The sequence below is a fragment of the Shouchella shacheensis genome (genome assembly GCF_001484965.1).
GTDB classification, from domain to species: domain Bacteria; phylum Bacillota; class Bacilli; order Bacillales; family Bacillaceae_D; genus Shouchella; species Shouchella shacheensis.
Map to the genome: position 1 here is coordinate 106802 of NZ_LLYY01000010.1, position 12181 is coordinate 118982.

Below are 12181 nucleotides of genomic sequence, written 5' to 3' on the forward strand. Positions count from 1 at the left end.
TTGTAAGCCCTTTCAATTCTCTGTTAAAAAATATTGTGAATTTCCGACTTTTGTCAGTCACTCACTACAAAAAACAAGAGCTCCCCCACCTCCTATTTGGAATTGCTGTTGGATTTGATATACAAGATCAAACGTTTTCCTGTTTCTGCAATATGATCACAGAGTAAGATGGCTGCTCCATCTGGATCATCTGCTTTTAATGCCTGTACGATTTTTCGATGATCGTCATTTGATTTTTCCATTTGTCCCTGTAAAAAATCAGGCGTTTGCTGCGAGTACCCATTCCACAGTACTTGAATGAATGTGGCAAGCCGTTTCCATTCGCAATGTTTCATCAGTTCTTTGTGGAACTGGACGTTATGTTGGACAAACTTTTCAGTGTCCCTCGTACTGTCCATTTCTTGAACAAGTGTCTCTAACGCTGCTATATCTTCTTTAGTCATAGAAGGATACGACTTTGTGAGGGCAAGCTTTTCTAACTCTGAACGAAGTACATAATTTTCTTCGATTGCCCCCATATCTATTTCACTTACAAAGGCTCCTCGGTATGGTTCAATTCGAACGAGTCCTTCAATTTCTAATTGTTTTAACGCTTCGCGAATGGGCATTCGGCTGATTCCCAACTGTTTCGCTAACTGGTCCTGCACTAGCTTCGATCCAGGAGCGAAATCTCCCCTGAGAATTGCCTTGCGAATCGCATTGCTCGCCTTTATTTGAATTGAATCTTTATTCTCTAATTGAAAATTCTCCATATCCATTCTCCTATCTTGTTAGATAGTATATCGTATCCAATCGCCAATGGCAATAGTTCTTTACAAATTTTTAAATTAATTCGCATTCAAACGTCGTGGGTTTTATTTTTGACTCTCAGCTTTTCTTTGCAGCTTTTTCGTATAAAATCAACCTTTTCCGTTTACACTGGACATTTGAGACGGTAAACTACTAAGTGGATGAAAAATCGCAGGGATCACGCGTCATCCCAGAGAACACAGCATGGGAGGCTTTTTTTATGATTACGGTATCGAACGTTGGTTTGCAGTTTGGAGGACGCAAACTGTTTGAAGACGTGAATATTAAATTTACGCCGGGCAACTGCTACGGCTTAATTGGCGCAAACGGCGCTGGCAAATCTACCTTTCTTAAAATTCTATCCGGTGAAATTGAATCGCAAGCGGGCCATGTCTCTATGAAGCCCGGTGAACGAATGGCTGTTTTAAAACAGAACCACTACGAATATGAACAGGAACAAGTGCTTCAAACGGTGATTATGGGCCATGCTCGCCTTTTTGAAGTCATGAAAGAAAAAGACGCCATTTATATGAAGGAGGATTTCTCTGACGAAGATGGAATGAAAGCAGCTGAGCTTGAGGGGGAATTCGCAGAGTTAAACGGCTGGGAGGCCGAGTCGGATGCTGCCCTTCTTCTAAGGGGGCTTGGCATTGGCGAAGACCATCATGAGAAGACGCTCTCCGAATTAACAGAAGGAGAAAAGGTAAAAGTACTTCTCGCGCAAGCTCTATTTGGTCAGCCCGATGTCCTCCTTCTTGATGAGCCGACAAACGGTTTGGACATTAAAGCCATTCAATGGCTTGAGGACTTCCTGATCAACTTTGAAAACACCGTCATTGTTGTATCCCATGACCGCCACTTTTTGAACAACGTCTGCACGCATATCGCCGACCTCGATTTCGGGAAAATCCAGATCTACGTTGGGAACTATGATTTCTGGTATGAGTCCAGCCAGCTTGCCTTGAAACTTGCTCAGGACCAGAACAAAAAGAAGGAAGAGCAAATCAAGGAGCTTGAGAGCTTTGTGGCTCGCTTTAGCGCCAATGCCTCAAAATCCAAGCAGGCGACATCGCGTAAAAAGCAGCTCGAGAAAATTACGCTCGAGGACATTAAGCCATCTTCCCGTAAGTACCCTTACATTCATTTCACGCCTGAGCGGGAAATCGGAAACGACCTCTTGCGTGTAGAAAATTTGTCGAAGACGGTGGACGGCGTTCAAGTGCTCAACAACGTCTCCTTTACGATGGAAAAAGACGATAAAATTGCTCTTGTGGGTGCAAATGAAATCGCGAAAACCACGCTTTTTAAGATCTTAATGGGCGAACTAGAACCTGATGCTGGAACCTATAAATGGGGTATCACGACATCTCAATCGTACTTCCCGAAAGACAATGCGCAGTACTTTGAAGGGTGTGACCTGAACCTCGTTGACTGGCTTCGTCAGTTCTCCCCTGAGGATGATAGCGAAACCTTCCTTCGAGGCTTCCTTGGCCGCATGCTCTTCTCAGGCGAAGAAGTCTTAAAAGAAGCGAGCGTCCTCTCAGGAGGTGAGAAAGTTCGCTGCATGCTTTCGAAAATGATGCTTAGCGGCGCGAACGTGCTCCTTCTTGATGAACCGACGAATCACTTAGACCTTGAATCCATCACAGCCCTCAACAACGGCCTGATTAATTTTAAAGGATCCATGATTTTCAGTTCCCATGACCAGCAGTTCATTCGTACAGTCTCTACCCGCATCATTGAGCTGACGAACAACGGGATCATTGACAAAGATACGTATGATGAATATCTTGCCGTAGCAACGAAGTAAGACAAAAAGCACTTGAGACGAGGTGTCTCAAGTGCTTTTTAAAGTTATAAGCATCCGCTGATTGCTGGCCTTCTCCGGGCATGAATCTTAAAGCAACACGCCTTCCGTTACGTTACCCAATCCGATAACTTACCAGCTTGTGCTTTAGCGAGAACCCGCAGCTGCTATATAGCCGATATGCAGCCACGTCTTTTTCGCTGACGGTGATTGAGGTGGCCGCTATATTCTTCTCTTCAAATAGAAAGCGGAGCGCATAGGCAAGAAGCGCTCGCCCTACGCCTTTGCCCCTGTGGTGGGGAGCAACAGCCACGTACTCAATGCTTCCTTCCTTGAATGCGGGTTGAGCTTCGACGTAAATGTAGCCCGTGACTTCTCCCTCTTCTGCTGAGACAAACAGCCTACGGTCCTCGCCACATCTTTTCAAAATTTCATCACTGCCGTAGTATGTATCCGGAAACTCGAAGTCGTGAAGCGCGGCAAATGCTTTCACATCTACTGCGTCGGGCTCCGCGATCTTCTTGTTCATCGCTAAAAAAGAAACGCCCTCTTGATTTTTCTCAAGTACGTGATGTTCCCCCTCTTTCTTGGCTCCCCGATTCAAGAGAAAACGCTGGGCTTTTTCATTCTCTTTGTTGCAAAAACCGTGAACCACGTAGCCACTGATCGGCTGTCGACTTACTAGCTGTTCCCACAAAGAAAGAGCAACTCCCTCCCAGTTCGGGTCATCGACAAAGGGGCCCCAGACTTCTATTTGTCCTCCTTCTGTATTCATATCAAAACCGAGGCCAGCGATAATTGTTCCGTTTTTCGTAGCGACAACGAAGTTCTCACCCTTCGCGAAGTCTTCCTCAAGCGTTTGCAGAATTTCTCCCTCTTCATCGCCGCAATAGCCAATATGATGCTCGCTCTGCTTATTCACTTTTGCCAAAAATGCGGACAACAACGTCAACTCCAAGTCCTTTCCGCACACAAGCTCCATGAATCTTCCTCCTAATCCGAAAAGCGCAGACGGGTCGATCAGGAGCGAGAATTTTGGTCGTCCAAACCGCCACGTCCTGTGATTCGGAAGGCTTATACTAGAAATCCTAATTTTGGATTTCGGTGTAGGACTGAAAAATTTCAAGCTTCTTCCCGCCGGAGCTAAATAATAAGAGACCCCCTTTTCAGAAAGGAGAGTCCTGGCATTATCCTTCAAAATACTCTTTATAGTATCCGCCTATTTTCCCCGTGTTATCAATCACAAAGTAAAACTCGTTCGTTTCATTTTTTAGCGGGTACTCTTTTCCTGGGGTTAAGACGCGGTCCACCATATACTTCTTCGCATTCGTATGCACACATGTCAGCGTGCGAATCGTCGGACTCTCAGTCCAGTGTTCGTGAATCACTTTCATTCCTCCCTACGTCTCCATTTTACAAGAAAAGAGACTGGCACACCAGTCTCTTTCCTTTTTTATCCTTCAAGAAGCAGTTGCTCTGGATCTTCGATAAGCTCCTTGACTTTCACGAGGAAGCTAACCGCTTCTTTTCCGTCGACAATGCGATGATCGTAAGAAAGCGCAAGATACATCATTGGCCGATTTTCAAAGTGTTCGTTGTCGATGGCTACGGGGCGCATTTGGATTTTGTGCATCCCAAGGATTCCGACCTGAGGGGCGTTCAAGATCGGCGTGGACCAAAGGGATCCGAAGACACCGCCGTTCGTGATCGTAAACGTGCCCCCTTGCATGTCACCAAGCTGAAGCTTATTGTCTTTGGCTTTTTTGCCAAGTTCGCCGATCCCACTCTCAATGCCTGCGAACCCAAGACGATCAGCATCCCGAAGCACCGGCACAACTAATCCGCTGTCCGTAGATACAGCAATTCCAATATCATAATACTTTTTAATCAACAGCTCATCGCCTTGAATTTCCGCGTTGAGGAGCGGGAATTCTTTCAAAGCACCAACGACTGCTTTTGTAAAGAAGGACATGAAACCAAGCTTAACGCCGTGCTTATCAACAAACGCGTCTTTGCGTCGTTTACGCAAATCCATCACCGCGGTCATGTCGACTTCATTGAAAGTGGTAAGCATGGCGGATGTTTGTTGCACTTCCACTAGCCGTTTGGCAATGGTCTGACGACGACGAGACATTTTCTCGCGCTCCACCGGTTTGCCCGCTTCGCCTTCAGGGGAAGCAGAGGCCTTCGGCTGCTTCGGCTCTTCCCTTTTCTTTGGCTTTTCTTGATGCGCTTCAACATCTTGTCGACGAATACGACCCGTTGGATCAGTTGGTGTGATCGAGTCTATTGGAATTCCTTTTTCCCTTGCTAGTTTACGCGCCGATGGAGAGGCAAGTGGGCGGTTTTCAGACTCGCTTGAAGACTCTTCTTTTGCCGCCGGTTCTTCTTTCTTCTCCTCTTTTACAACGCCTTCTTCTTTTGCTTTTGGCTCCTCGCTCTTGCTGTTATCACTTGAGCTACCCGAGTCGTCACCGCCAGCAGAAGCGTTCTCATCAATAAGGGCAATGACCTCGCCTACTTCGACGTTGTCCCCTGGCTCCCGCTTAAATTCCTTAATCACGCCTGCGTGCTCCGCCGTGATTTCAGCGTTAACCTTATCCGTTTCCAGTTCAGCAATGTACTCCCCTTGCTCAACATGATCACCGACTTCCTTTAACCACTGAGAGATAGTTCCTTCTGTAATCGACTCTCCAAGCTCGGGTACTTTAATTTCAATCACGAACACGGCCTCCTTAGTTTTTGCGAGTCAACGACTCATTGACAATCCGTTTTTGTTCCAATTTATGAGCATTTGAAACGCCTTCTGCTGGGCTCGAACGGTACGTGCGCCCAATATAGCTGAGCGGGACCCCTTCAGGCAAAATTTCAAGAATGCGCGGTTCCATAAAGCTCCATGCACCCATGTTTTTCGGCTCTTCTTGCACCCATTTCACTTCTTCGAGGTTCGGGAATTCTTTGAACAATTCACGAATGGCACGACGTGGGAACGGATAGAGCTCCTCGATGCGGATAATGTGAACCCAGCTCCAGTCTTCTTCATTTTTTTTCACGTAATCTTGCAGATCAATCGCAAGTTTTCCGCTACAAAGAAGAATGCGTTTCACCTTATCCCGGTCTTGGCCAAGAAGCGGTTCTTCCAGAATGGAATTGAATTTTCCATCCGTAAAGACTTCGGTTTTTGACGCGATCGCCTGGTTTCTGAGCAAGCTCTTAGGTGTCATAATAATAAGCGGGCGAACGGTATTTTTTTGCAAAATCTTCGCTTGTCTGCGGAGGATGTGGAAGTACTGAGCTGCTGACGTACAGTTGGCAATCGTCCAGTTGTTCTCAGCGGCAGAGTTTAAGAAACGCTCCACTCGGCCACTTGAATGTTCCGGTCCGGCGCCCTCATAGCCATGTGGGAGCAACATAACAAGACCTGACTTCTGGCCCCACTTCGCTCGACCGGCAGAGACCCACTGATCAATCACCACCTGTGCGCCATTGACAAAATCACCGAACTGCGCTTCCCAGAGGACAAGTGTCTCAGGAGCAAAAACGTTATAGCCATATTCAAAACCAACAGCGGCTTGCTCTGTAAGCGGACTGTTATACACAGAAAACGAAGCATTTGCGTCCTCAAACGATTCAAGCGGGACATGCATCTCGTTGGTTTCGCGATCGTGAAGCACAAAATGACGGTGCGCAAACGTTCCACGCTCAGTGTCCTGGCCCGTTAAACGAATCGGTGTTCCATCCTGGATGATCGTGGCAAAGGCAAGAATTTCGCCAAGCCCCCAATCAAGGGCTCCCTCTCCATCGAAAGCCTTCTCCCGGCGTTTAAGGATTCGCTCTAGCTTCTGGTTCGGCTTAAATGATTCAGGCCAGTCGAGAAGCTGTGCATTGATAGACTCAAGATTTTCACGTTCAACATTCGTTTTGACTTTAGGCAATCCATCAACGATAAAATCAGGTGGAGAAAGCTCATAGTCATTCTCGGACTTATTGCCAGAAACTTGATTGTATTCTTCCAGCAAGTGATCATACATCGCATCATCAAGTTTTTTCGCTTCCTCTTGGCTCACGACGTTTTGCTCGGCTAGCTGCTCCGCATAGATTGCTCGAACCGTCGGGTGCTTACGGATCTTCTCGTAAAGATCCGGTTGTGTCACCGCAGGCTCATCCCCTTCATTATGACCGAAACGACGGTAGCCGATCAAATCTATCAAGAAGTCCTTCTGGAATTTCTGACGGTATTTAACTGCAAATTCAACCGCTTTTACGCACGCTTCTGGGTCATCGGCATTGACGTGCAAAATTGGAATCTCAAACCCTTTGGCGGGATCACTTGCGTACGTTGTGGAACGGGAATCATAGGTTTCGGTTGTGTAGCCAATATTGTTGTTTGAGATGATATGTAAGGAACCACCAACTTGATACCCTCTCAGACGGCTAAGGTTTAACGTTTCCGTTACAACACCCTGCCCCGGAAAAGCAGCATCCCCGTGAATCAAAATAGAATAGGCCTTGGACGTGTCTTGCGTGGGCACTCCTTTTTGTGTGCGATTTTCTTGGGAGGCACGAGCATAACCTTCAACAATCGGTGAAACAAATTCCAAGTGGCTCGGGTTATTGGCAAGCGAAACCGTCGCAATTTCTACTTTATCATTCTCAATATGCCGATCGGCTCCAAGGTGATACTTCACGTCGCCCGTCCAGCCCGTGTACATTTCTCCGGATCCTTCTGAGGGGGCGAGATTTTTGTTGGGCGCTTGCAGAAATTCTGAGAAAATCATTTTGTAAGGTTTTCCTAAATTATGAGCCAGAACATTTAATCGTCCGCGGTGAGCCATTCCAATCATGACCTGCTCTGCACCGCCAGCAGTGGATCTGGCAATCGCTTCATCTAGCATTGGCACAAGCGCATCGAGTCCTTCAATCGAAAACCGTTTTTGCCCAACAAACGTACGATGGACAAATTTCTCAAATCCCTCAATCGATGTGAGCCGATCAAGTAAGCTTTTCTGTCTTTTTTCCGATAAGGGTTCTGCATGATTTTCTGACTCTACTTGTTCACGTAACCAATTTCGTTCTTCTTCATCTTGAACATGTCCAAACTCAAAGGCAACAGTCTTTGTGTAGACAGCTTTCAGATGATTGATCGCCTCTAGCCCATTTTTTACACTTTCAGGCGCATCTTTGCAGAGGAGTTTTACTGGAACTTTTTTCAACTCCTCCTCCGTAATATCGAAGCGACTAAGGTCAAGCAGTGAATCGTTTTGTTGTTTTGCAATTGGATGAAGATCTGAGGCTAGATGACCTTTGGCTCGAATATACTCAGCCAGCTTCACCGCCCCTACGACCGAATTCATCATGTCCGCCCCAACAGTTCCCTCTGTTCTAGAGTACGTCGAGCTAGTTTCCTCTAGGTTCGTGGAAGCGACCGGTGGTCCCCATTTCCTAAAGTGCTCACGCGTCTCTTCATCAACTGAATTTGGGTCTTCCACAAATTGATCGTACAGCTCTATGACGGCACCGAGGTTAGGGCCATAAAATCCCTGCCAAGGTTTTTCCGGGCTGTGCTCCTTGCTGGACATGTGATAGAAACCTCCTACAGGCTATTGTTTCACTGGGTGTGAAATGTATTTTTTGTCAAGCGCTTACACGACTATTTTACCACGTATGACCAGTTTTCTCAAAGATTTCGGCTTACAATCTTGCACACTTTAACTCATCAACGTATCCAAGCAACAAAGCTTGTTGTCGTCTAATGCTTCCTCCTAAATAGTAGCTTGTTTAGCGCAGAAAATCCAGTTTTTTTATCGATATTTCTGCTTATTTCGCCAGAAAGCGTTTCCGTTTCGACATCATGCGAGCAGGAAGCTTTACCTAGGGCTCTCGCGGCTGAGCGCAGGGACGTCTAGCCCCTGTTCCTTATAAGCTGCACTTCTTTCACTAAGCTTTCCATCTCTTTTTCCTCAAGCTGAAAAGCAGGCTCATCGGTGCGGTCCTCTTGAAACGCCACCTCGATCAGCTCTCCTTGTCTAGAGAGTATCAGCTCCGCTCCAGGCGCTTCCAACCCTTCTACGCTTGGGATGATGGAAAAAGCGACTTGCACAGTCGTCCAGTGCTCCTTCTCCTCGATATGCAAAATCTGAACCTGATCTATAGTAATCCTACGGCTCTGGAACGTATCCATCTCAATCATCGTCTCACTCCTTCTTATGATCATAGCAAAACGACTGGCTTATATGAAGGGAGACTTTGAGTTGGGGGCTTACTACCTGCGCTTCTTTCTGAATACGAGCATATACCAGCCGCCTTCTTTAACCACGGGCTTGGCCTCTATCAATTTAAACCCGGCGTCCTTTGCATATAAGTTCAATTCCTGCTTCGAGGGGATCGGGAACATTTCCTCGTGCGCACTCATAAAGCTATTAAAGGCGCTTGCAAAGCGATTTCCATGTTTTTCGTAGGTTAGCGGGGTGATCACGATCAGCGTGCCTTTAGGGACGACTAATTTATGAGATTTGCGAAACAGCGCCTGCCTAGTACTTGCGGGGAAGTAGTACAACAGGTTGTTTAACATCAGCATATCGTACGGCTTTTCTGGCTGATAGGCGTTGAAATCCCCTTGTACAATGGAAACATTTTCATGTTGATTGGCCTCCCACGCTCTTATGCAAACATCTTGATCGACTTCAATGCCGTCAAGCTGAACATTTGGAAACTTATCCCCAAGCCTTCGCAGATACCCACCGTAGCCACAGCCTACATCAAGCAGCTCTCTTACTTTTTGTCTTTTTACTTGTCCCGCCACCTTCGGGAGGGTGAGCGTTTCAAGCAGGCTCGATGTCGCTGCAACCATGTCTGCCATGCCCGGTTTCTTCTTTTTCCCCTCTCCCTGCATCCTCTCGCGGTACGAGAGCAGCGTTGGAATGTGCAGTTCGAACATTTCCTCAAGCAGTATCCCTACGGATTGATTGCTTTCCTTTGACAAATATTTAACCATCCGTTTTTTTGTTTGCACTTTATAGCCTCGGCGCTTCTCTAAATGGTCAACAGCCAAGCCTACATCCACCCACCGTTTCAAAAGCATCGGCTCCAAACCATGGTTTTTCGCCACACACTCTACCGTTTCACCGGCTTGAAAATAATCAAATAAATGTAAACTATAGCCAAGATGCGCATGCCACGTCTTTAAAAAAGGCTCGGTTTGCTTCATCCATTTTCGGGCGTTCCACACCTGAAGATACTCATTAATCGCCACTGCCTTTTCACCTCTTCACTTTTGCCATGGATAGTCATCGAGACGACTGAATGTTTTCTGTTTCATCGTTTGTCGACGCAGCTGTCCTTTCCCTAGGCCGATCACTTGTAAACCATCAAGCAAGCTTGGTCCCCACATTCCAAGGCCAGACACATTGTACATATATTTGCCTTGCAGCACTTCACGTTGGACGAGTCGCAGAATCGCAAGTGCCCGGGCTCGCTGCCATTTTTCCCCTCCAATACCATACATTAGGGCACTCACATGGGAAAGTGCTGTGAGAAAGCGGACACGTTTTTTACGAACATGCTCGTACTGTTTCAGTTCATCGACCTTCTCTTCCCTCCCCGCTTCAAACAAGTCGGCAATCAACTCTCCTAGGACGTCGGCATCCTGAATCGCCATATTCATCCCTTCTCCAGCCATGGGATGAACGCTGTGAGCCGCATCGCCAAGGAGGGCCATGTTTCGGTCAACATAACGGCGAACATTGAGGCGAACAGGCACCATAAGCTGAATCTCTCGCCAAGAGGGAACCTGATGAACAAAGCCCTCTAGCTCCGGCATTAGAGACGTATAATGCGAATAAAACTTTTGAATCGAACCTTTGCGCCATTCCTTGAATTCCCCCTTTTTTATTAAATATACAGAGCGAACCCGTCCCTCCGGAAGCGGGAACAGACCAAGAAAGCGTTTCGGCGTTCCTATCATTTCTCCCTTTGTTAATGACTCTGGAGATGGAAAAGAGACCGTTAAGAAATCATGGTTGTAGAACTTTCGTTTAAAATCAACGTTCATGTATGAGCGAAGCTTTGACGCCACCCCTTCTGCCCCGATAACAAATTGGCTTTTGATGACAGCTCGCTCTTTGTCCATTCGAACGATGGCTTTATGCGCGCTCTCCATTTTTTCAAAGACCGCTGGACGCAGGAGCGTAAATGTTGGGAACGTTTGAGCCTCATCGAGCAAACGCTTTTTTAAAAGATTGTGAGGCATCATTGCAGCATAATCTTCCCCCTGCTCAAGCACCCTGTACGACATAGTGGCATCAACGAGTATGCGATCGTCGACGACTTCTTTTGCACGAATTTCCTGAAGGGGTCGCCAATCCTGGTTTAGAGTCTCAAGCAGTCCCATCTTCTTAAAAATGGAAATTGTCTTAGGCTGAATTAATTCTCCCTTATAAGTTCGACCTAGAGTAGGATCTTTTTCGACGATCGTGACGTTCACCCTGCGTTTGACTAGTTTAAGGGCAAGCGTTAACCCAGCTACACCGCCGCCTATAATTAGCACGTCCGTCTGCAAGCCGTTCACCTCATTTTCTATAAGACACTTTCCCCTTTCAGCCATGTTCAAACCTGGGCATGACTATCGGTTCATTTTGAGTAAATCCGTGTTACAATCTGCCCACCCATGGTAAACTATAGTTTGGACGAATTGCTCTTACCTCGTAAAGCGTAGCAAGCTGACATGAGATAGTTTGCTTTAGTAAAAGGGTGGAGCTAGGTCTCTCTCTTATATAATGCGACAAAGGATGGTACCACTGTGCGTAAATGGATAATTGGACTGCTTGCCATGCTGCTTGTGCTTGTCGCAGCTGTTGTATTATTGTTTGAGCAAAATGCTACGTTTAGACAAGGGATGTATAAAACCCTCATTGCAGAAAACCAAATTCCCGAAGCGTATGTCCCCATCTATCAGGAAGCGTCCGATGAATACGAAATCCCGTGGGAGCTTCTCGCCTCGGTCCATCGCGTGGAAACGATCTTTTCCACTATGGACCCGCTTGAAAGTCCCGTTGGCGCACTTGGCCACTTTCAGTTCATGCCAAGAACGTGGGTCGGCTGGACGCACCCTGGCGTGGACGAGATCGGCAATGTTGAAGAGGACATCGATATTACGGATGTCACATTAATCGAGGAACATGAAGGGTATGGGACGGATGCCAAAGGGAACGGCAATGCAGACCCCTTTGACCTTGATGACTCTGCCTTTGCAGCCGCTCGTTACCTTTCAGAACACGGGGCAACAGACGGTGACCTTGAGGGAGCACTGTTTTCTTACAATCAAAGCCATGATTACGTGGAGGAAGTGATGAGTTATTACACCACTTACACGGACGAAGGCTACGAACTGGTCTCGATCCCTTTTCAGAATGAAGATGCAAAGTACTGAACTCAAAAAAGCTCATGAGAGGGTGAATGCTCATGAGCTTTTTCTACTTGAATGACTGATTCTCCCTGAGATGGTGGGATCTTACGGCTCGCTTTTCATCGTTTTCTGATCTCTCACTCACATCCGACTCCTTCTCACGCACATTCCACACTCTCTCA

At 46.8% G+C, this 12181-nt stretch carries 10 protein-coding genes; 2 read left to right on the plus strand and 8 right to left on the minus strand.

Annotated elements, in window-relative coordinates; all coding sequences use genetic code 11:
• Positions 1-92: 92 nt before the first annotated feature.
• Positions 93-752, minus strand: coding sequence for a GntR family transcriptional regulator (locus AVZ68_RS12210; protein WP_245628128.1), 660 nt, complete (start codon positions 750-752; stop codon positions 93-95).
• Positions 753-1009: 257 nt separating this feature from the next.
• On the opposite strand from AVZ68_RS12210, the gene AVZ68_RS12215 reads away from it, so the two are divergent.
• Positions 1010-2599 (plus strand): ABC-F family ATP-binding cassette domain-containing protein, encoded by a 1590-nt coding sequence (locus AVZ68_RS12215; RefSeq protein WP_059104841.1) that lies wholly within the window; start codon positions 1010-1012, stop codon positions 2597-2599.
• 112 nt (positions 2600-2711) lie between these two features.
• Here AVZ68_RS12215 and AVZ68_RS12220 read toward each other — a convergent pair whose 3' ends face one another.
• The 7 genes from AVZ68_RS12220 to AVZ68_RS12250 all read right to left on the minus strand — a co-directional run bounded on the left by AVZ68_RS12220 (position 2712) and on the right by AVZ68_RS12250 (position 11153).
• On the minus strand, positions 2712-3578 hold the full coding sequence (locus AVZ68_RS12220) for a GNAT family N-acetyltransferase (RefSeq protein WP_059104842.1): 867 nt from the start codon (positions 3576-3578) through the stop codon (positions 2712-2714).
• 205 nt (positions 3579-3783) lie between these two features.
• Entirely contained in the window at positions 3784-3984 is a 201-nt protein-coding gene (locus tag AVZ68_RS12225; protein ID WP_059104843.1) for a DUF6501 family protein, read from the minus strand.
• Between the two features lie 65 nt (positions 3985-4049).
• The gene (gene odhB, locus AVZ68_RS12230; RefSeq protein ID WP_059104844.1) at positions 4050-5318 is read right to left on the minus strand and encodes a 2-oxoglutarate dehydrogenase complex dihydrolipoyllysine-residue succinyltransferase; all 1269 of its coding nucleotides are present in this window, start codon (positions 5316-5318) and stop codon (positions 4050-4052) included.
• A gap of 13 nt (positions 5319-5331) precedes the next feature.
• The gene (locus AVZ68_RS12235; RefSeq protein WP_059104845.1) at positions 5332-8175 is read right to left on the minus strand and encodes a 2-oxoglutarate dehydrogenase E1 component; all 2844 of its coding nucleotides are present in this window, start codon (positions 8173-8175) and stop codon (positions 5332-5334) included.
• Positions 8176-8498: 323 nt separating this feature from the next.
• Positions 8499-8786 (minus strand): hypothetical protein, encoded by a 288-nt coding sequence (locus AVZ68_RS12240; protein ID WP_059104846.1) that lies wholly within the window; start codon positions 8784-8786, stop codon positions 8499-8501.
• 72 nt (positions 8787-8858) lie between these two features.
• Positions 8859-9848, minus strand: a complete 990-nt coding sequence (locus tag AVZ68_RS12245) for a class I SAM-dependent methyltransferase (RefSeq protein WP_059104847.1) — start codon at positions 9846-9848, stop codon at positions 8859-8861.
• Positions 9849-9863: 15 nt separating this feature from the next.
• Entirely contained in the window at positions 9864-11153 is a 1290-nt protein-coding gene (locus AVZ68_RS12250) for an FAD-dependent oxidoreductase (protein WP_059104848.1), read from the minus strand.
• A 240-nt stretch (positions 11154-11393) separates the two neighbouring features.
• Between AVZ68_RS12250 and AVZ68_RS12255 the strand changes: the two genes are divergently transcribed.
• Positions 11394-12023, plus strand: coding sequence for a lytic transglycosylase domain-containing protein (locus tag AVZ68_RS12255; protein WP_059104849.1), 630 nt, complete (start codon positions 11394-11396; stop codon positions 12021-12023).
• Positions 12024-12181: the final 158 nt, after the last annotated feature.